The following is a 21,048-nucleotide window of genomic DNA, read 5'->3' as shown; positions in this document are numbered from 1 at the left end:
GAGGCTGCCGCAGCGTCATTGACAACATCACTGCGGCAGCCTCAACCTTCTCAACCTTCCTCAACTTTCCTCAACCAAATTATCGTTTATGTTCAAAAATATCGATTAAAATATCGGCTATTCGCTCCGCTGCCCGACCATCCCAAAGGGGTGGAATGCTGCCTTTTTTTCCTCGACCTTCCAACACTTCCAGCATGTGTTGATGGACGGTTTCGGGGTTGAGGTCGGCTAGCAGGGTGTTGGTGCCTAAGTCTACGGTAACGGGGCGTTCGGTGCTGCTGCGGAAAGTCAGACAGGGTGTTTGTAAAAAAGTCGTTTCCTCTTGAATGCCGCCCGAATCCGTAATCACCAGTGCCGCGCCTTCCATCAAGCGCAAAAATTCCAGATAACCCAATGGCTCCGTAGTAATTAGATTCGGAATGCGCCCAAAACGCTCCAGTAAGCCAAAGTTCTCTAAATTTTTGAGGGTACGTGGATGCACCGGGAACACCACCTGGCGGTATTGCACAGCATCTTCAATGATACTGAGTATAGCCGTCAGACCCTCCACAAAGTCAACATTGGATGGGCGGTGCATGGTCATCAGAACATAACTCTGGTCTTGTATCGCTGGTTTATCGGGTAAAACCGCGCTGTAGCTCAACTGCTGTGCCCGGGCCTGGTAATGCACCAGCGAATCAATCATACAATTGCCGACAAAAAAGATGCGCTCATCGGGCACATTTTCTTTGGCCAGGTTGATCATGCCGCTCATTTCTGTAACAAACAAATAATCGGAAATGCTATCGGTCAAAATCCGGTTGATTTCTTCGGGCATGCCCCGGTCGCCGCTGCGCAATCCCGCTTCAACGTGGGCTACCGGGATGTTCATTTTTACGGCCACCAGTGCACAAGCAATGGTAGAATTGACATCGCCAACCACCAAAACCAGGTCGGGTTGTTCTTTTTGCAAAACCTCTTCAAAGGCCAACATGATTTTGGCCGTCTGTTGGGTATGTGATCCCCCACCTACGCCCAAAAAATAATCGGGAGTGGGCAATTCGAGCTGGGTAAAAAACACGTCGCTCATTTTGGCGTCGTAATGTTGCCCGGTGTGTACAATTTTGGACTCCAGTTCTGGCCGGGCTTGAAAAGCGCGGTGCAAGGGAGCAACCTTCATAAAATTGGGCCTGGCGCCAACGATGTTGAGGATTTTCATGTGGATTATAAATTGAGTAGGTCTTGGTTTTTAAAGGTATGGCGTTGCAAAATCCGCAAAATGTCCTTTTGCCGGAGCGCAGCTTGCAACTCCTGCAAGTGCCCGACATGGTGCATATCCGTCCCCAGATAACTTACCATGTCTTTGTCGAGTAAGGTTTTTGCCCATTTCGCTACTTGGGGTCCATAGTGCCCAGTAAGGGAGAGGATGTTGACTTGTAAGTCGCAGCCCAGGTCACGGATGCGTTCCAGCGCACTAAGGTTACCGATGTAATAGCTGTAACGTTCTGGGTGGGCCAAAATGGGGAAATACCCCTGGAGGCGCAACTGGAAAATGCGGTTTTCTAGGTCGGGAGGTGCCCCAAAAAAAGACAATTCCACCAAAATGCGTTTGCCGGGCATGGGCAAAATATCCCCTTGCGCAAACAATTCGGCAGTATAGCTATCCAGATTGTATTCTGCTGAGGCTTCCAGTCGGAAGTTTAAACCAGCCTGGCGGATGGCGCGGCGCAGTTCTTCCCAGCCGGTTTGGATGATGACTCCAGTGTTTGGATAATAATCGCCCATCACATGGGGCGTTGTGATTGCGCCGCTGTAGCCCAATTGGATGAGTCCTCGAATCAGATCCAGACTTTCTTCCATGGTTTTGGCACCGTCGTCAATCCCAGGAATGAGGTGTGAATGCATGTCCATCCCCAGCACCGAGAAGTCGCTGGGTTGGGTAGCATGAGCTGAACTGCGCGAGAACAATTTTCCAAACATACGCTTAGTAGTGGGGCAAAATGAAATACTTATTTTTTTATTGTCCTATGCTTGATAATACCAGCGGTACCAGTCAATAAAACGTTGAATCCCGGTTTGAACCGAGGTGGCTGGTTTGTACCCCGTATCAGCCTCCAAATCACTCACATCCGCAAAGGTAGCTGCTACGTCGCCGGGTTGCATGGGCAAAAGCTCTTTGAGGGCTTTTTTACCCAGCGATTGTTCAATGGCTTCAATGAATTCCGCCAATTGAACGGGCTGATTGTTGCCAATGTTGTACACGTGGTAGGGGGCGCTGGAATGGGCCGGATCCATAATCGCCGGGTTCCAGTTCGGGTTGGGCACAGGAGGGCGATCAGCTACTCGGATGATGCCTTCAACAATGTCATCGATGTAGGTGAAATCTCGAATCATTTGCCCCTGGTTGAACACCTTGATGGGTTCTCCGGCCAAAATGGCCTTGGCAAACAAAAATAGGGCCATATCTGGCCTGCCCCAAGGGCCGTACACGGTGAAAAAACGCAAACCAGTGGTAGGCAACCCAAACAAATGGCTATAAGTATGCGCCATTAATTCGTTGCTCTTTTTGCTGGCTGCGTACAAAGAAACCGGGTGATCCACATTGTGGGCGGTAGAAAACGGCATCTCGCTATTCAGCCCATACACGCTGGAACTACTGGCATACACGAGGTGCTGCACTTGTTGATGTCGACAACATTCCAGGATATTGACAAAGCCCACAATATTGCTATTGATGTAGGCATGTGGATTGATCAAACTATATCGAACGCCCGCCTGGGCAGCAAGATTGACAACTACATCGAATTTTTGGCTCTGAAATAGTTTTTCCAAGCCCGCCAGGTCTTCCAATTGAAGTTGAATCAAAGAAAATGGGAATTGCGTGCTTTTGCACAAAACGCCCGCCTCAATTTGGCTGCGATCAATGCCCAATTGGGCCAAACGGGCATATTTCAACTCAACATCGTAATAGTCGTTCAAACAGTCCAAACCTACTACCTCATCCCCGCGTTCCAGCAGTTTTTTGGATAAGTGAAAACCAATAAAACCAGCTGCGCCGGTCACTAAAATACGTTTCATTGCCTTCAATAATTAATGCGTTATCCCATGATCAAATTAACACATCAGCACATTAAGCTGCCCCCCGTTTGCCAGACAGAGGCCGCAAAATTTCCGGGGCCATCTGCATGCGTAGGGAATAGCCGAGATTTTCCAGCTCGACCACAAAATTTTTGGAGCCCAAACCTTGCAACAATCTGCCGCGCAGGCCAAACAAACTACCACTGATGATTTCAACCTCTTCGCCAATTTTAAAAACCCCCGGATCCACCTCCACATTGGCAATCTCGCCCGTAACGCGCCGTAGGATGTCAATTTCAACTTCGGGAATGGAGATCAAATCTTTGGCGATTTTGACAAAATGGGTTACATCGGGGGTTTCGAGCACGGGTACGTACTGGTCTTTGACGATTTGTACAAAAACGTAGCAGTTGATCAGCGGAAGTTCAACCTTTTTAATCTTGCGCGTATACATACGGGTGACCTTCTGCAAGGGGAGGTAGCTCTTGATTCCCTTGTCGCACAAGTACTTGCTCACCAATTTTTCTCGCTTGTATCGGGTGCATACCGCAAACCAGCGAGGTTCTGAAGCGTCAAGCATAGTTTTAGTTGTTTATACTGGTTGTTTAGCCTAAATGGATATTGATGTTATCACAAACGCCAATAGGCAATATTTAATTCATCCGCCGCTTTACGAGAGTGGATGCCTTTAAGGTCCAACAACAGGGGTTTGCCGTTCATCAGTTTGCGCAGCGCTTCCAGGTTCATTTCCACAAACTGCTGGTGGGCTACGGCAATGATGACAGCATCGTAATTTTCTTCGGGTTCACTCATCAGGCTTAGTTTGTACTCATGTGCCACCTCAGCGGCAGACGCAAAGGGGTCTACCAAATGGGTGGTGATCGAATATTGCTGCAGTTCTCGGACCAAATCCGCCACTTTAGAGTTGCGGATATCGGCCACGTTTTCCTTAAAGGTAATCCCTAATACCAATACCCGGCATTGTCCAGGGTTTTTGCCTTTTTGGATGAGCATTTGAACGAGGCGCTTGGCCACATAGGCCGGCATCTCATCGTTGATTTTGCGGCCACTTGTGATCACCTGTGGGTTGTAACCCAATTCTTTTGACTTGTGCAACAGGTAATAAGGGTCAACCCCAATACAATGCCCACCTACCAGACCAGGGTAAAATTTTAAAAAATTCCACTTGGTTCCAGCAGCTTCCAATACCTCGCGGGTATCAATGCCGATGCGGTCAAAAATCACCGAAAGTTCATTCATAAAAGCGATGTTGAGGTCGCGCTGGGTATTTTCGATCACTTTGGCGGCTTCGGCAACTTTGATGGAACTGGCACGGTATACTCCAGCTTCGATGACGCTGCCATATACCTGGGCAATCAACTCGCACGCTTCATCATCACTGCCAGAGACTACCTTGAGGATTTTCTCAACGGTATGTTCCTTGTCCCCAGGATTGATGCGCTCTGGAGAATAACCTACTTTGAAATCCAGACCAAAACTCAAACCAGATTCCCGTTCCAAAATAGGTACACAATCTTCTTCGGTGCACCCAGGGTAAACCGTTGATTCAAACACCACATAATCGCCCTTTTTCAACTGCTTGCCCACCGTTTGGGAGGCTTTAAGCAAGGGGGTCAAATCGGGGTTGTTGTGCTCATCAATCGGGGTTGGCACAGCTACAATGTGAAAATGTGCCTGTTGCAAATCTTCAACCTGGTGGGTAAACTGGATGTCCGCTCCTTTGAACGCAACAGCAGTAAGCTCCTGCGAGGGATCAATACTTGCTTGCATTTGAGTCACCCGTGCTGCATTGATGTCAAAACCAATGACCCGGAATTTTTTGGCCAAAACCAGGGCCAAAGGCAAACCCACGTATCCCAATCCTATGACTGAAATCAACTTCTTCTTTTGTACAAAATCTTCAATCCCCATCTCGTTCGCTTTCAAGCTAAAGGCTAAATTAGTGGGCAAAAATAAATGTTCATTTTTTTTGAGCCAAAGAATTAGATAAGACACTTAAAATGAACCGTTTACTTATATAATCCTTTGGCAAAATGAACATTTATTTTTTTATCGCCCCGAAGCTCTTCACTGACTCAACAATGTAATTCAATTGTTCTAAATCCAATTCGGTATGAATGGGTAAGGACAATACTTCCTGACACAATTGTTCCGTGACGGGCAAATGGGTCAGATCGGTAAAAGGGCGGAACGCATCCTGGCCGTAAAGCGGTACCGGATAATAAATCATCGTAGGTACACCCTTTTGTTGAAGATACGTTTGTAAGCCATCGCGCTGCCCATTTTTGACCAACAAAGTATATTGGTGAAAAACGTGGGTAGACTTGGGGTGGCGCACTGGGGTTTGAATCCAGTCCAGCCCGGCCAAGGCCTGATCATAAAAATCCGCTGCTGCCCGGCGGGCGGCGGCGTACTCATCCAAACGTTTGAGTTTAACCCCTAGAACCACGGCTTGGATGGCATCCAAACGCGAGTTCACCCCCACCACATCGTGGTAATAGCGCCGCACCTGCCCGTGATTGGCCACCATTTGCATCTTTTCGGCCAAATCGGTCCGATTGGTGCTGATGGCACCACCGTCGCCGTACGCACCCAGGTTTTTGGATGGGTAAAACGAAGTACAGCCAATGTGGCCAATGGTACCCGTTTTGGCCGTGTGGCCATCGCTAAAAGTATAGTCGGCCCCGATAGCCTGCGCATTGTCTTCGATGACCCAGAGGCCATGTTTCTCGGCCAGGGCCATGATCGGCTCCAGGTCGCAACTTTGGCCAAAGAGGTTGACTGGCACAATGGCTTTGGTGCGGGGGGTAATTGCTTTGGCAATGAGTTCCGCCGTCAGGTTGAAGGTGTCGTAATCGACATCCACCATAACGGGCTTCAAACGCAGCAAGGCAATGACTTCAGCGGTGGCCACGTAGGTGAAAGCGGGTACAATGACCTCGTCGCCGGGCTGCAAGTCGAGCGCCATCATGGCGATTTGTAGGGCATCGGTGCCGTTGGCACAAGGAATGACGTGTGCGGCACTCAGGTATTGCTGCAGTCCTTCTTGGAAAGCTTTTACCTTGGGTCCATTGATGTAAGCGGTCGTATCGAGTACTTCCAAAATACCCTGGTCAATTTCGTCTTTGATCTTCAGGTACTGCCGCTTCAGGTCAACCATTTGGATGGCGTGCATAATTTAAACCTTTGTCAGCGCTTTCTCCGCAATCGTCTTACCAATCGCCAAACTGGCGGTGGCAGCCGGAGAGGGGGCACTGCATACATTAATGATATTGTGGTCCTCAAAAATGAGGAATTCGTCAATCAATTTGCCTTCGAGGTCGCAGGCCATGGCGCGTACACCCGAGCCGCCGCGTTGCAGGTCGTCGAAACCTACTTCGGGGATCAGGTGCTGTAAGGCTTTGACAAAGGCAGTTTTGGAGTAGGAGCGCTGCATTTCGCCCAGACCATAACGCCAGTGTTTGGCCGCGAGGCGCAGGAAACCGGGATAGGTCAGGGTCTCAGCCAACTCGTCTACATTGATGTCCCAGCGGCTATAGCCTTCTCGGCTGAAGGCCAGTACCGCATTTGGCCCAGCTTCGATCCCACCCTCAATCATGCGCGTGTAGTGCACGCCTAGAAAGGGAAACTCCGGATTGGGCACTGGATAGATCAGGTTGTTGACCAGATATTGCTTTTCCGGCTTCAACTCGTAATACTCGCCGCGGAAGGGAATGATTTGTACCCCTTTGATTTGTTGCCCGGTCATTTTGGCCACTTTATCAGCGTACAATCCGGCGCAACTGATCAGTAACTCTCCGCGCACTTCGTCGTTTTGGCTGCGCACGACGATTTCTTTATCGCTGCGTTGGATAGATTCCACTTTAAATCCTTTGCGGATTATGGCCCCTTTGGCCTGGATCAATTCCGCATATTTGTGGGCCACCTTGCGGTAGTTGATGATGCCCGCCGAGGGCACCCAGAGGGATTCAATTACGTTGACGTGGGGCTCGCGCTCGCGGGTTTCTTCAGCGCTGATGCGGCGGATGTCGGTCAGTCCGTTTTGGAGACCGTGCCCCAAAATCCGATCCAATTGGGGCAATTCTTCGGGGCGGGTGGCGACAATTATTTTACCGCAGATATCGTAAGGGATGTTGTGTTCGTCAGCAAAGCGCAACAACTCGCCATAACCCTCCATGCAGTTTCGCGCGCGTAAGGTGCCGGGGCGGTAATAAATGCCGGAATGGATGACTCCGCTGTTGTGCCCGGTTTGGTGCGCGGCCAGTTCCTGCTCTTTTTCGAGCACCGTCACCTTCAGATCCGGTCGCGCTTCCAGCAGGCGCCAGGCAGTGGCGAGGCCGACAATTCCGCCTCCAATGATGAGTATTGCTTTGTTCATGCGCCTGATGTTTAATCCAGATCCGACCAGAGCAGTAGGGGTTCAACCTCTAACTGACTCTTGACCAGCCCTGCGTATTCGCTGGGGGTATAGATGATGTAACGAATGCGGCGTTTAACCAGGGTTTCCACTTTTTCGATCAGTTGCAACAAATAATGCTGATCGATATTGCCTACAAAAATCAAATCAATGATGGCACTGTCCAAACCCCGGGCAAAATCTCCAGTGAGGAATACTTGTTCCACCTCACCGAGGCGTTTGACCACATTCTCGATGACTTGATCGAGCCCCAGGTACTTCATCAAAATGGTATGGACTTCCCGGAAAAGGGGATGCTGGGTATTGGCCCGGAAGATTTTTTTGTTGCCACTGAGTTCCGACACGAGCATGCCGGCCTGCTCCAGGTTGTTCAATTCCAGCCGAATGGCATTGGTGGATTCGCCAAACTCAGTTTCCAAACCCCGCAAATAGGCTGTAGTGTTGCTGTTGAGGAAAAATTTCAACAGCAGCTTGATTCTGGTTTTGGAGGAAATGAGCGCTTCGATCATTGAAGTGGACTTCAGTGGTGTTTGGAAACATAAATATAACGCGAAAATGAGTAGAAAAGTTGCTCAATGTTTAATAAAACTTTGCCTTATTGAGCCTAAAACGCCAGGAATAATCAGTACTACTAGCTTCGCTAAATGTATCAAAGCCGCCACTTTAGCGTACCATCCCTCCAAAATTCCCACAAATCCCTATCTTCGTTCCAACAATCACCCATTGTTCACCACCAACGGCATCTGCCGATCAAACAGTGCCAATTAACACAGTGTCAATCAAACAGTAGTATGAAAAAACCACTTGTTCTCAGTTTGCTCTTGCTTTTGGGCATAGCCCTGCGGGCACAAATAGATCAGAACGCCCAGCGTTTTGCCAACACCATCAGCGCCGACGACCTGCGCCAACATTTGTTCAAACTCACCTCGGCTGAATTTGAAGGGCGGGAAACCGGCACCGAAGGCCAACGCCGCGCCGCAGATTACATCGCCGCACAAATGAAATCCTGGGGTTTGCCCGCCGTAGGTGAGAATGGAGGCTATTTCCAATCCATCACCTTTACCAATCAAAGCTGGCGCAAAATCGAGATGAAAGACGCCGATAAAGACCTGCGCCATCTCTGGGATTATTACACTTACCCTGCTACCAACCCCAAGCAGTTTGAAGCCAAATTTGAAGATGCCATCTTCCTCGGTTTTGGCATCGACGCCCCGGAATACAGCGACTACAAAGGCGTCAACGTGAAAGGTAAACTGGTTGTAGTATACGATGGCGAACCCATGAAGGGCGGCAAGTCCAACATCACGGGTACCAGCACCCCTTCCGAGTGGGCGAGTGACTGGCGCAAAAAAGTTCGTGCCGCTAAGACCAATGGCGCTGCGGCCCTGTTCATCATCGACCGCAAGTTCAAGGAGAATGTCGCTGAAGCGCGCAAAGCCATCCTCAATTCGCGGATGGACATGGCCAAGGACGAAGACCCTGAAAATAATTTTGCGCCCAATTACTTCATCACCACGGATTTGGCCAAAAGTATGTTTGGCAGCATGGTGGGCAAAATCACCAGTGCACGCGACAAAATTGAAAGCAAAGGCAAACCACGCAATGTGGAATTCAAGTGTGCTGTAAATATTATTGCGGAAAAAAATTACACCCAGCTCAAAGGGGCCAATGTATTGGGCTTCATCGAGGGCTCCGACCCCAAACTCAAGGACGAATACGTAGTCGTCACCGCGCACTACGACCACCTGGGCAAACGGGGCGAAGACATGTATCCAGGTGCTGACGATAACGCTTCCGGGACTTCCACTGTCCTTGAAATTTGCCAGGCGATGACTGAGGCTAAAAAAGCGGGAGTTGGCCCCCGGCGCAGTGTGTTGTGTATGTTGGTATCGGGTGAAGAGAAGGGTTTGTTGGGTTCGCAGTACTATGCGCAGTTCCCGATTTTCCCCTTGGCCAATACGGTCGCCAACGTGAACGTGGACATGGTAGGCCGGGTAGACGATGAGCACAAGGACAATCCTGACTACATCTACGTGATTGGTGCCGATCGCCTGAGTTCGGAATTGCACCAGATCAACGAAACGGCCAATTCAACTTATACCAAACTGACCCTGGATTACAAGTACAACGACGAAAAGGACCCTAACCGCTATTACTACCGTTCGGATCACTACAACTTTGCTAAAAACGGCATTCCCGCCATTTTTTACTTCAACGGAGTACACCCGGATTACCACCGCACCAGCGATACACCGGATAAAATCAATTTTGACAAGATGGTTAAGATAGGGAATTTGGTGTTCCACACCGCTTGGGAATTGGCGAATCGGGAGCAGCGGATCAAGGTGGATAAGAAAGCAAATTGAGGCTTATCGCTAGATTTAGTGCTGTTGTGCATCATTTCTAAGGTGATTTCTTCAGTGTCTTAGGTTTCTTAGGTGGTGAAAAAGAACAAAATCTTTCACCAACTAAGAAACCTAAGACACTGAAGGTACACCTTAGTTAGGGTTTGATGATTTTTCCCAATAGAATCTCTGCCTCCTGGCGTGCCACCACCCAATACATCCCACTGGGCCAGTTGCGAATATCCACAGTCTTTTGACCCTTCATCAAGCCAGAAGCCTGCAATTGCCCCCCGGCATTGAAGACCTGGAAGCTGGCGCCCAATGGCAAGTCCAAACGAACTTCGTCAGTACTGGGATTGGGACTGATTTTGAACAGTTTTTTAGAAAACTTAGGTTCGTGTAAGGAAGAAGCCAAATCGTAGTAATAAAACTTCTTTGTATCCAATACCCATTCAGTAGGTGTTCCACTCCCTTTAAAATTTTCCTCTCTAACAATGCTTCCATTGGTAGTATAATAAAGGTCAACCCGGCTTTTTTGCGCTTCGCCATTGATGATTACAGTAATCAGCAGAGATTGAAGTTGTTGCTCAGCAGTATAGGTATACACTGAACTGTTGCTTTGTTTCCATTCTTTGCTGATGGGATCCCAGCTGAAACCCTCGGCGCTGCTGAGGAGTTTATTGGCCGCATAGGTATTTACACTGCGGCTTAGTGGTAGTGAATCATTGGGTGGAACAGCGCTATAACTGGTTGTGCCGCTTAACAAGTTGTTTTCAAAAAATCGATTGGTAAACCCCGAAAGGGTAAACTGTCCGTTGAGGAAAGAATAATTTTCAACCCGGGTATTGTTGCCATTGGCATCATAAAAACTCAGGTCGCGGTTGCGAAAACTCTGGCCAGAAAATGCAATGGCAGTTTCGGTTTCAACCAATTGATTTTGGGCATTAAAACGATTCCTTTGAGTAATGTATACTTCCCATGCCTGTTGCCCGTCGGACCAATTGTAGGTAAATACCGAATCCACTTGAGTGAGCGAATTGCCCCGGGGAAAACTTTGGGTACGGATTTGAGGGTAAAAAGCTTTAGCCCCAGGGTCGTAGCGTTCCAAAATGGTCTCTATCGTTCGCCCCAAAGCGTCAAAAGTGTAATTAAAGCGCGTTTGCGGCACCCATAAACCTTCCTCAAACTGGTCATTGGTTTCGATGCGTTGGGTTGGAATGGGATAATCGTACCGCGTCCGTTGAAAAGCGGTGGAATCAGTCGCGGTATAATTGCGATACGTTTCGATGCGCAATAATTTTCCATCGCCCCCAGTGATTTGGGACAAAAGAAAGTGTGGAGCAAGCCAAGAGCAGCCCCAGAGGAGTAAGATAAATCGGTTCATGGTTTTTGGTTTATAGGGGCCTTATCAGCCATTAACCTTTAAACAGTAAGGTCTATTCATCAAACGCAAAAATCTAGTAGTGGGGCAAAATGAGCACTTATTTTTTTATCGCCCTAGGCATCTTTTAATGCCCTGCGCAAAATTTTTCCCACATTTGTTTTGGGCAACTCATCCCGAAACTCCACCAGACGGGGTACTTTATAGGCAGTGAGGTTTTCTTTACAATACGCAATCACCTCGTCCTTGCTGAGCGATTTGTCTTTTTTTACAATAAATACTTTCACCGCTTCGCCCGATTTGGCATCCTCGATGCCGATTGCGGCCACCTCCAACACTTTGGGGTGGGCAGCAATGACATCTTCCACTTCATTGGGGAATACGTTGAAACCCGACACGAGGATCATGTCCTTCTTGCGGTCGACGATCTGGAAGTAGCCATCTTCGTGCATCAGGCCAATATCGCCGGTGATTAGCCAACCATCGACGATGGCATTGGCGGTTTCTTCGGGGTTGTTGTAATAGCCCTTCATGACCTGGGGGCCTTTGATCTGGATTTCCCCAATTTGGTTGGGCCCAACTACGTTGCCCTGGTCATCCACGATGCGCAGGTCGGTAGAAGGCAAGGGAATGCCGATGGAACCAATTTTACCCGAACCATCGTAGGGATTACTCGTCGCAACGGGTGAGGATTCGGTCATGCCATAGCCCTCTGAGAGGTAACAACCCGTTACCTGTTGCCATTTTTCGGCTACGGCTTTTTGGACCGCCATGCCACCTCCAGCGCTAATTTTGAGTTTGCTAAAATCGAGTTTTAGGAATTCCGCATTATTGGTCAGGGCATTAAAAAGCGTATTGACCCCGGTGATCAAAGTGATCGGATGCGACTCTAGTGCTTTGACCACCGATGGAATGTCCCGGGCATTGGTCACCAGTACGTTTTGCCCACCGATACTCATGACCGACAGGACATTGACCGTAAAAGCAAAGATGTGGTACATGGGCAAAGGGCAAAGGGCCACTTCTTCTCCTTCTTTAAAAAAAGGTTTGCACCAGGCGGCTACCTGGAGCATGTTGGCTACCAAGTTGCCATTGGTCAACATGGCACCTTTGGACACCCCCGTGGTGCCGCCAGTGTATTGCAATACCGCTACATCATCGGGCTTGCCAGTATGGGGCGGTATCTGAAATTTTTTACCCTGAGCCAAAGCTTCGGTAAACGAAACTGTGTTGAGGATTTCGTATTTGGGCACCATTCGTTTGAGGTTGCGCACCACAAAGTTGACGACTACTTTTTTGGGGAAACCCAGGAGTTCGCCGATGCTGGTGGTGATCACCGTTTTGATGGCGGTATTGGGCAGGATCTTTTGCAGGTTGGCAGCAAAGTTTTCGGCGATGATGATGGCGGTGGCCCCTGAGTCTTTGAACTGGTGCTCCATTTCCCGTGGGGTATACAGCGGATTGGTGTTGACGACTACCAAGCCCGCCCGCATGGCTCCAAACAAGGCAATGGGGTATTGCAACAAGTTGGGCATCATGATGGCTACTTTATCGCCAGGTTCTAGCCCTCTGGACAACAAATAAGCCCCAAAATCCCGGGAATAACGGTCGATTTGCTCATAGGTCATCGACTTGCCCATACAGGTAAAGGCGGTTTTTTTGGCGTACTTCGTAAAAGCCTTTTCCAGTAAGTCTACCACGGTAGCGTACTCTTCGGTATTGATATTGGCTGCAACACCGTGTGGGTATTTCTTTAGCCAAGGGCGAAATTCACTCATGGATCAGTGTATGAGACTTTATGAATTTGTAATTTTTTTTTTGCCTGTCAAAGCAAAAATAACAATATTGCGATAGGAATGCTTAAAAACAATAGCTATGAATCGCCGATTTTTTACCCGCAATTTGGCTTTGGGTACTTTTTTGCCATTTGTCATGAATGGCAAAAAGAGCAATCGCCGTCCTGAACGGCCAGCCTTGCTCAAGCCCCATCGTTTGAAAGAAGGCGATTTGGTGGCCTTGATCACCCCGGGAAGTTACATTCCCGATTCAGGTTTGGAAAAGGCAGTGAAAAACCTGGAAGAGCTGGGCTTGCGCATTGCTCCCGGCAAAAACATGCGCGCCAAATATGGCTTTGTAGCTGGAACCGATTCCCAGCGACTGGAAGACCTACACGCTGCTTTTGCTAACCCTGAAGTCAAAGCAGTATGGTGTGCTCGTGGCGGTTATGGCTGCACTCGGCTGCTGCCTTATATCGATTACCAACTGATTCGAAAAAATCCTAAAGTTTTTATCGGGTATAGTGACATCACTGCCTTGCATCTGGCCTTTTTGCAGCGGGCCGGTTTGATCGGCTTTCATGGCCCAGTAGCTTCTTCCACGTTTAATCCCTACACGGTGGAACATTTCAGGGCGGTGGTAATGGAAGGACGTTCGCCCCACACCATTCCATTGGCTGAGGCTTATTTGGAACCCAAGGATGATTTGTACAAATATTTCACCCTGCGCAAAGGGCGGGTACAGGGGGAATTGCAAGGTGGAAATCTTTCGCTCCTGGCGGCTATGGCGGGTACTGAGTTTGGACTGGATGCTACCAATAAACTTATTTTTATGGAAGATATCGAGGAACGCCCTTACCGGATAGATCGGATGTTGACCCAATTGCGGCAATCGTCCAATTTGCACCAGGCTGCTGGTTTTGCCCTGGGTATTTTTGATGGTTGTGGCCCAGATGAAGGGGAGAACTCCCTGTCTTTGCAGGATACGGTGATTGATCGTTTGGCGGAAATACCGGTCCCTGCAGCGTATGGGCTTTCGTTTGGACATATTTCGCAGCAATGTACTTTGCCATTGGGGGTGATGGCGGAATTGGATACGGAGGCGAGAACTTTGAGGTTGTTGGAAAGCGGGGTCAAATGACGATTTTATTATTGTGGTTTTATTGTTATCATAAAAACATGAGGTGTCGTGAAATTTCAGCGCATTACAAATAGTTAAGACATAACTTTGTATTGGTCAAAACCTCAGCACCATGGACACCAAAACACTCTACTTGCTATCGAGCGTCGTTCTGATTTATTTGACCTGGCATCTGTTGCACCAGGTTGTTTTTCACCGCAGTTTTTGCCGCCCGGCCAATCGGATTGGGGAATACTTTTTTTATCGGTTCTCTGGTCTTTTGTTTTTGGGTGTATTTACCTATTGGATTGCACGCAGCTGGATGGGTTTTTCTAGTGCTGAGGTTGGCATCAATTTCAGCCTCAATTCAGCTGGTAAAAACTGGATTTTTGCTGCATTGATCGTCCTCCCTATCTTGATGTTGTGGATTGGCCCTAAAAAGGAAAACCTCTGGCAGAACCCCAAGATTCGCGCACGGCATTGGACCTGGTCTTTGGTGATTTTGAACACCCTGAGTTGGGTCATCTACCTGTTTGCTTATGAATTCTTTTTTAGAGGCTTTTTATTGTTTCCTTGTATTGCCGAGTTTGGCCTGTTTTGGGCAATCATCATCAATGTCGTTTTGTATACCCTTGCCCATTTTGACCAGGGTCGAGCCATGATGCTTGGGGCGGCCATTTTTGCCGTTGTACTTTCCCTCGTCAGCTACTCCAGTGGTGGTTTTTATGCTGCTTTTTTGATCCATGTGATCAATGCTTGTGTAAATGAATGGATTTCGTTGTATCACCACCCGGAAATGCAAGTAAAGGGCCTGCTGTGATGTGCTCTTATAACTGACACCTAAAACACTAAACATGTCAAAAACCATCAGAATATTATCGATCGACGGGGGCGGGACACGAGGTCTTTTTCCCGCCACTTTGTTGGAATGCCTTGAAAAAGAGACCGGGAAAAAAATCCCTGAATTATTTGATGTCATTGTGGGCTCGGCCACTGGAGGGATCATTGCATCGGGCCTGGCCGCCGGGATGAGTGCCAAAGACATCGCCGATGTTTATTTGCATCGCTCAAAATACATTTTGCCAAGAACCCTGTTCCGAGGCGTGTGGAATGTGCTCAATATTTTTGCCCCCAAATACCGAAATACCAACCTAAAAGAATTGCTCGCAGAAAAATTTGGGGCAACAAAAACGCTCGGGGAAGTTGATACAAAGCTCCAGGAGTACAACATTAAAGTACCAGTGTTTTTATTCCCAACCCTGGAATTGAACCCAGAGCTGCCCGATGGTCAAATGAAGGCATTCAAGGTCGTCGTGTACAACAATCGGGATGCGGAGTATGCCGGAGAAGCACTGGTCGATGTGGCGATGAAAACCTCGGCGGCGATTATGAACCTGCCCATTTATGACGGATTTGTAGAGGGAGGGAATTATGCCAATGATCCGGCTTTGGTAGGTTTGTTTTATGCCTTGGGTAAACCAGAAAACGGTGGCCTGGGAGCTGAGCTAGCCGATGTAAAAATCCTTTCCCTGGGTTGTGGTTCGGATGAAAAATCATTCGTTCCCTCCAGCAAAATTGGCAAAGGCAACTGGGGCCTGGCCCGCTGGATGAACCACCTGGCCCCGATGGTCATCGAAACCAAAATGGTGGCTACGCAGTATTACCTCAACCAAGTGTTTTCGAAGGATCAATACCTGCGCATCAATGTCAATTACAATGCCCCTGGTTCTCCCAAGGCACTGCGCGGTCAAAAACTGGCCATTGATGTTCGGAATGATGTCCAACTTCGTGCAATCAGTGAATATGCCCACCTGACTTATCTAGCGGAAGGAACCAACATCAAAAACTTCATCGGCCAACCATGAAAGCACTAGATCCACGTTTGAGTTTTATTTCTTTTTTTGACAAGACCTGGTACAATGCTACCCGCAACGTGGTGGCTACTCCTGAGTTTACCTTTAAACCCGATTCAAAAGCAGACATCATTAAGATCATTCAAGATGCCGAATCCAAAGGGCGCAGGGTGAGGGCAGTAGGGGCGGGGCATTCGTTTTCACGGGTAGCCGAGCCAGCACGGAAGGATTATTTTATGGAAATGTTTCGCCTCAATGCCTGTGGCTTATACGAGGAAGCGCTAAACCCTAATGCGCTCAAGCACCCAACTGGTGAAGATCGTTATTTTGTAAAAGCGCAGGCAGGCATTCGGATCAAATGCCTAAATAAAGCACTGAATAGGATCAAAGAATCTCCTGGTAAAAGAGGATTTGCATTGGACAACATGGGGGCTTTTGATTGGCAAACCGTTTCAGGCGCTTTATCAACAGGCACCCACGGAACGGGTATCCATCAACCTGCTTTTCCAGATATGGTTAGATCCCTTGTGATCATTGGTACTGGAGGTCTGGTCACTCAATATGAACCCACAGATGGCATTACTGATCCCATAGCTTTTAAAGCGAAATATGGAGCGACCATCAAGTTGGAACAAAATGACGAGTTGTTTTACAGCGTTGTACTTGGCCTTGGTGCAATGGGCATTATTTATGAGTTGGTGCTGGAAGTGAGCCCTACTTATTGGATCAAAGAAAACCGGACTATAGTAGATTGGGACAGCGAATTAAAGCCTCAACTGTTGAACGGCTACTTCAAAAAGCTGGTGGAAGAGCAATACGACTTTGTTTCATTCCGGGTAAATCCCTATAAAACGTATTCCAAAAAATTGCGCAAAGAAGTGCGTTTGTGCGCGCTGGCGATGCAAAAAAAATACAAATGGAGTGAACGCCCTCCCGAACGTGGACTCAAGGCGCGCACCAAAAACTGGCTGGGCTATATTGGCGGCGGCATAGGACTTTTCTCCTGGTTGGTCGTTCGTTCGCTGAATCGCAAAATTAGCGGTGCCCCTGCGTCGATCAATTCGGCCATCAAATTCACCAGTGATGAGTTATTTGTGGGGAAAAGCTTCAGGGTCCTTTACCAAAGTGGGGTTGCGCTGCGCAAACATGGCATCAGCTCCGAATTTTCATTTGATGTGGATTACCCAAAATTGGTTAAAATCATCGACGGGGCTTGTGGGCATTTCCATAGCTGTTGTCATGACCATGGGTTGTACCAAACCTCCCATATTCCGGTTCGTTTTGTACAACAATCCAAAGCCTACTTATCGCCTTGTTATGATGGCCCAAAAATGTTTGTAGATTTTCCAACGCTGGAGGATGTGCGGGGAAGGGCTGAAATCATGCAGTTCACCCAAGAGTATGTGGTGAATAAACATGATGGGGTTCCGCATTGGGGTAAAGTAAACGATTACATCTACGGGTGCCGAGATTTTATCAAAGAGCACTATCCGATGTCAGAAAAATGGCGTGAGATCAGGAATAAACTGGATCCAAAAGGCACCTTTTTGAGTGATTTTGTAACAAAAATGGGTTTGAGGTAATGCCTCAAACCCATTTTTAGCCTTTTATTTGACCTTGCACTAGTTGCCGTCGTTACCGTCATTTCCATCATTCCCCCCTTCTTCATCGTCCTCCTTCTTGATCATTTTTTCCAATTGCTTCTCTTCTCTACGTTTGCGGCGCTTCTCTTTTTTTTCTTCTGGGGAGAGAGTCTGATCCGACTCAATCTCCAAGCTGTCGGCATTGAATTGTTGCAGCTCTGCCTTCATACGCGCCAAACTGTCCAACAAGAGAGAATCCGAAGGATACCAAATGCGGTGGGCGCAGTTGATGCGGTACTTCACCGAGTCGGGTAATTCCGCCATTTTCGCCTCTTTCCAGGAGCTGAATTTTGGATCTTCGTAAACCCGCTTCATGAAGGAACCCCAAATCGGCAGTGCCGTGGCGGCACCCTGACCCGAGTCCAAACTTTTGAAGTGAATAAACGGGCTTTCTCCGCCTACCCATACACCAGCGACCAGCTTTTGGGTGAGGCCGATGAACCAGCCATCGGACTGGTTTTGGGTTGTTCCGGTTTTGCCCGCAAAATCGCTGTTGATACCAAACTTCCAACGCACGCTGGATGCCGTACCACCTGAGGTGACCGAGCGCATCATTTTGAGCATGATGTCTGAAGTGCGTTCGGAGAGGACCCGTTTTTCGGGTTCTACATTTTTATTGGGACCAAATTGGGCGATCAATTCGCCGTCAGCGGTTTCAATTCGTTCAATGAAATAAAAAGGGCGTTTGATGCCACGGTTGACAAAAGCCGAATAGGCCTGTACCATTTCCATCAGGGAAGTTTCCAAAGTGCCCAGGGCGATCGAAGGGGCATAAGGTATTTTGGTTTTGATGCCCAGGTCGGCAGCCAGGTTGCGCACGGGGTTGATGCCCGTTTCCATGATGATTTGTACCGAAATGGTGTTGACCGATTTGGTCAGGGCACCTTCCAGCGAGTAACCACCACCGTAACTGTTGTCGGAGTTTTTGGGTTGCCAGTTCTCGTACTCGGCGTACATTTTGGGCTGGTTGGGGAAGTATTTGCAAGGATCCATCCCACTTTCCACTGCTTGTGCATACAGGATGGGTTTGAAGGTAGAGCCCACCTGGCGCCGAGATTTGACGTGATCGTATTTCACAAATTGATGGTCAAACCCACCTACCCAGGCACGTATGGCCCCGGTTTCAGGGTCAGCAGCAACCAAACCGGTATTCAGTTGGTGCAGATAATACTTGATGGAGTCCAGTTGGCTCATCACCCGACGAATCGAACCATTTTTCCAATCGAACAATTCCATCGGATATTTTTCGCTCATTCGCGTCATAATGCCTTGATGCGAAAACCCTTTGTCCTTCCAATCTTTATAAATGGGGTTTGCTTCCAGAATCTTGCGGAAATTTTCTGGCTTTTCCCAAGGATCCTGGTTGCTCCATTCACCGTTGAAGCGACGCTGAATTTTAGGCAATTGTTCATTCACCGCATCTTCGGCATGTTTTTGCAAACGTGCATCAATGGTGGTATAAATTTTCAGCCCATCGGTGTAGTGGTTATAAGGTTGCCCATTGGCTTTTTTGAAGTTTTTGAGCACCCCTTCCATCTCCATCCGAATAAATTCACGGAAATAGGTGGCCAACCCCTCGTTTTGTACCTCTAGAGAGTCGTATTCCAATTGTATGGGCAAACCAGCCAAGGAATCCAGTTCTGCATCCGTCAAGTATTTGTACTTGTGCATGCGCTCCAAGACCAGATTGCGGCGTTCTTTAGCTTTTTCGGTGTTGGTACGTGGATTGTAAGAAGTAGTTGCCTTCAGCATTCCCACGAGGATAGCGGCTTCCTCAATCTTGAGGTTTTTGGGCGATTTATTGAAAAAACGTTGCGCGGCTACTTTAATACCGTATACATTTTCGCTGAAGGGCACGGTATTGAGGTACATGCCCAGCAATTCTTTTTTGGTATACACATCCTCCATCCGGCGGGCGATGATCATTTCCCGAATTTTGTTGAGGAGCATGGTAGCAATGCGGAAGGTGCGCCGTGGGTATAGGTTTTTGGCCAATTGTTGGCTCAGTGTACTGCCTCCACCAGAAGATTCTTCATTGAGGATCAAGGAACGGAACAATACCCGAAACAAAGCCCGCATGTCAATGCCACTGTGCTTCATAAAGCGGGCATCTTCGGTAGCAATGAGTGCATTGGCCAGGGTGTCCGATATTTCGTCCAACTCGGCATTGACCCGGTTGGTGAGGAAGTAACGTCCAATCAGTACTTCGTCGCGGGAATATACTTCGGAAGCGGTGCTATTGCGCACTAGTCGCAATTCTGATTTGGGGGGAATGTAGCCAAAAAAACCACCTGCTACTAAGGTAATGAGGACGACCAGACCCAGGCCGATGCCCGCAAATCCAACCGTGAGGTAGCCTAGTGCAACTTTCCAGGTGATTGGCCAAATGAACACACTGCGCAATGATTGCCAAAGTGGATCAAGCCCTTGGCCAATGTAACGCCCAATTGTTCGTAGCCACTCGCTGATACTTTCCATAGGTTTTCCATGATTAGACCCAGTGCTGCTTCCTGTTTTGATTCAACTGTTCCACAGCAAGAGTTTCACAAAGTTAAAAAGATTGTGGATGAAATTAACGCCAACCCAGCCCTCTTAACTATTTCAGGTGCCAGTTTTTTTTCACAAAATTGCTCCGTTTTCCACGTTATCTTGTGAATTACAGGGCATTGAGTGCTTTTTTAACCCGCAAAATCAGCTCGGCAGGTTTGAATGGTTTTGATAAAAAATCCACAATGCCCATTTTGAGCGCCTTGATGGTTTGTTCTTCCAGATCGGGATCGATCAGCAATAAAATATTGGCAGCAGGATTCTGATCCTGGATTTGTTGGATGATTTCCAAACCTGCCTGCTTGCCCATGTCCGCGTCTACGATGATGAGGTCGGGGTTTTCCATACTGATCGCCTCCAAAATGGTGCCTCTCTTTTTGCTGTAAACCACTTCCAGCCCTATTTTTTTCAAGCGAAATTCTATGGCCGCCAATAGGATTTCTTCACTTTCACAAATCAATACTTTCATAAGTTGGGCTTTTGATAATGGGTTTAAACGTCGTCTTCGCGTGGCAAAAAGATGAACTGGGCACCTTCATCACTGAGTACAAACAGGCAAAAAAACTCGCGTGGATTTTTGTAGACTCTCCTAAAATCGTCTATCCGATCCGTTTGTACCAGTTTTTTGGTGACCATTTCTTCCAGTGTGGAAGCATGAATTGACCATTTTGCGCCGTTGTCACTGCGTTGAATTAGAAGAATACCCAATTCCAGTTCCAGTTGGTGCACCGCAAAAATTGGATAGCGTGATACGTCTTCGTCCATGATGGTATCCGCTGCCTGTCCCATCATTTTTTGGTAGGAGGCGAGTTCCTTCGGTAGGCGTTCGTAAAGCGTCATTTTTGTTATGATGGTTTAGAAGGTTTAGGGAGGTTTAGGAAGGTTTAGG

At 48.1% G+C, this 21,048-nt stretch carries 18 protein-coding genes; 5 read left to right on the top strand and 13 right to left on the bottom strand.

Annotation, left to right across the window (positions count from 1 at the left end; genetic code table 11):
- Nucleotides 1-79: 79 nt before the first annotated feature.
- From wecB to ACEW9O_RS13800, 8 genes are all read right to left on the bottom strand, one after another.
- Entirely contained in the window at nucleotides 80-1,198 is a 1,119-nt protein-coding gene (gene wecB, locus ACEW9O_RS13835) for a non-hydrolyzing UDP-N-acetylglucosamine 2-epimerase (RefSeq protein WP_373550763.1), read from the bottom strand.
- 5 nt (nucleotides 1,199-1,203) lie between these two features.
- A complete protein-coding gene (locus tag ACEW9O_RS13830; RefSeq protein ID WP_373550762.1) occupies nucleotides 1,204-1,959 on the bottom strand; it encodes a tyrosine-protein phosphatase in 756 nt (251 codons plus the stop codon).
- Nucleotides 1,960-2,004: 45 nt separating this feature from the next.
- Entirely contained in the window at nucleotides 2,005-3,057 is a 1,053-nt protein-coding gene (locus ACEW9O_RS13825) for an NAD-dependent epimerase (RefSeq protein ID WP_373550761.1), read from the bottom strand.
- 52 nt (nucleotides 3,058-3,109) lie between these two features.
- The gene (locus tag ACEW9O_RS13820; protein WP_373550760.1) at nucleotides 3,110-3,637 is read right to left on the bottom strand and encodes a UpxY family transcription antiterminator; all 528 of its coding nucleotides are present in this window, start codon (nucleotides 3,635-3,637) and stop codon (nucleotides 3,110-3,112) included.
- Between the two features lie 50 nt (nucleotides 3,638-3,687).
- Nucleotides 3,688-4,989: a nucleotide sugar dehydrogenase gene (locus ACEW9O_RS13815; protein WP_373550764.1), complete on the bottom strand. Its 1,302-nt coding sequence runs from the start codon at nucleotides 4,987-4,989 to the stop codon at nucleotides 3,688-3,690.
- Between the two features lie 130 nt (nucleotides 4,990-5,119).
- Nucleotides 5,120-6,253: a DegT/DnrJ/EryC1/StrS family aminotransferase gene (locus ACEW9O_RS13810; protein ID WP_373550759.1), complete on the bottom strand. Its 1,134-nt coding sequence runs from the start codon at nucleotides 6,251-6,253 to the stop codon at nucleotides 5,120-5,122.
- 3 nt (nucleotides 6,254-6,256) lie between these two features.
- Entirely contained in the window at nucleotides 6,257-7,456 is a 1,200-nt protein-coding gene (lhgO, locus tag ACEW9O_RS13805) for an L-2-hydroxyglutarate oxidase (RefSeq protein ID WP_373550758.1), read from the bottom strand.
- 11 nt (nucleotides 7,457-7,467) lie between these two features.
- Nucleotides 7,468-8,004 (bottom strand): ArsR family transcriptional regulator, encoded by a 537-nt coding sequence (locus ACEW9O_RS13800; RefSeq protein WP_373550757.1) that lies wholly within the window; start codon nucleotides 8,002-8,004, stop codon nucleotides 7,468-7,470.
- Nucleotides 8,005-8,286: 282 nt separating this feature from the next.
- On the opposite strand from ACEW9O_RS13800, the gene ACEW9O_RS13795 reads away from it, so the two are divergent.
- A complete protein-coding gene (locus ACEW9O_RS13795; protein WP_373550756.1) occupies nucleotides 8,287-9,861 on the top strand; it encodes a M28 family peptidase in 1,575 nt (524 codons plus the stop codon).
- Nucleotides 9,862-9,997: 136 nt separating this feature from the next.
- On the opposite strand, the gene ACEW9O_RS13790 is transcribed toward ACEW9O_RS13795, so the two are convergent.
- Nucleotides 9,998-11,224, bottom strand: coding sequence for a T9SS type A sorting domain-containing protein (locus ACEW9O_RS13790; RefSeq protein ID WP_373550755.1), 1,227 nt, complete (start codon nucleotides 11,222-11,224; stop codon nucleotides 9,998-10,000).
- A 113-nt stretch (nucleotides 11,225-11,337) separates the two neighbouring features.
- Complete coding sequence (locus ACEW9O_RS13785; RefSeq protein WP_373550754.1) at nucleotides 11,338-12,999, bottom strand: AMP-binding protein; 1,662 nt, start codon at nucleotides 12,997-12,999, stop codon at nucleotides 11,338-11,340.
- Nucleotides 13,000-13,096: 97 nt separating this feature from the next.
- On the opposite strand from ACEW9O_RS13785, the gene ACEW9O_RS13780 reads away from it, so the two are divergent.
- The 4 genes from ACEW9O_RS13780 to ACEW9O_RS13765 all read left to right on the top strand — a co-directional run bounded on the left by ACEW9O_RS13780 (nucleotide 13,097) and on the right by ACEW9O_RS13765 (nucleotide 17,552).
- Nucleotides 13,097-14,137 (top strand): LD-carboxypeptidase, encoded by a 1,041-nt coding sequence (locus ACEW9O_RS13780; RefSeq protein ID WP_373550753.1) that lies wholly within the window; start codon nucleotides 13,097-13,099, stop codon nucleotides 14,135-14,137.
- 112 nt (nucleotides 14,138-14,249) lie between these two features.
- Nucleotides 14,250-14,936 carry a CPBP family intramembrane glutamic endopeptidase gene (locus ACEW9O_RS13775; protein WP_373550752.1) on the top strand — a complete coding sequence of 229 codons (687 nt, stop codon included), beginning with the start codon at nucleotides 14,250-14,252 and terminating at the stop codon, nucleotides 14,934-14,936.
- 34 nt (nucleotides 14,937-14,970) lie between these two features.
- Nucleotides 14,971-15,981, top strand: a complete 1,011-nt coding sequence (locus ACEW9O_RS13770) for a patatin-like phospholipase family protein (protein ID WP_373550751.1) — start codon at nucleotides 14,971-14,973, stop codon at nucleotides 15,979-15,981.
- Complete coding sequence (locus tag ACEW9O_RS13765; protein ID WP_373550750.1) at nucleotides 15,978-17,552, top strand: D-arabinono-1,4-lactone oxidase; 1,575 nt, start codon at nucleotides 15,978-15,980, stop codon at nucleotides 17,550-17,552. Before ACEW9O_RS13770 ends, ACEW9O_RS13765 begins: the two co-directional genes overlap by 4 nt.
- 39 nt (nucleotides 17,553-17,591) lie before the next feature.
- On the opposite strand, the gene ACEW9O_RS13760 is transcribed toward ACEW9O_RS13765, so the two are convergent.
- From ACEW9O_RS13760 to ACEW9O_RS13750, 3 genes are all read right to left on the bottom strand, one after another.
- Nucleotides 17,592-20,090, bottom strand: a complete 2,499-nt coding sequence (locus tag ACEW9O_RS13760) for a penicillin-binding protein 1A (RefSeq protein ID WP_373550749.1) — start codon at nucleotides 20,088-20,090, stop codon at nucleotides 17,592-17,594.
- Between the two features lie 178 nt (nucleotides 20,091-20,268).
- The gene (locus ACEW9O_RS13755) at nucleotides 20,269-20,628 is read right to left on the bottom strand and encodes a response regulator (protein ID WP_373550748.1); all 360 of its coding nucleotides are present in this window, start codon (nucleotides 20,626-20,628) and stop codon (nucleotides 20,269-20,271) included.
- 23 nt (nucleotides 20,629-20,651) lie between these two features.
- Nucleotides 20,652-20,999: a hypothetical protein gene (locus tag ACEW9O_RS13750; protein ID WP_373550747.1), complete on the bottom strand. Its 348-nt coding sequence runs from the start codon at nucleotides 20,997-20,999 to the stop codon at nucleotides 20,652-20,654.
- Between the last annotated feature and the right edge of the window lie 49 nt (nucleotides 21,000-21,048).

The sequence above is a fragment of the Haliscomenobacter sp. genome (assembly GCF_041740695.1).
Classification (GTDB): domain Bacteria; phylum Bacteroidota; class Bacteroidia; order Chitinophagales; family Saprospiraceae; genus Haliscomenobacter.
This window is presented reverse-complemented; position numbering and strand designations above follow the sequence as displayed.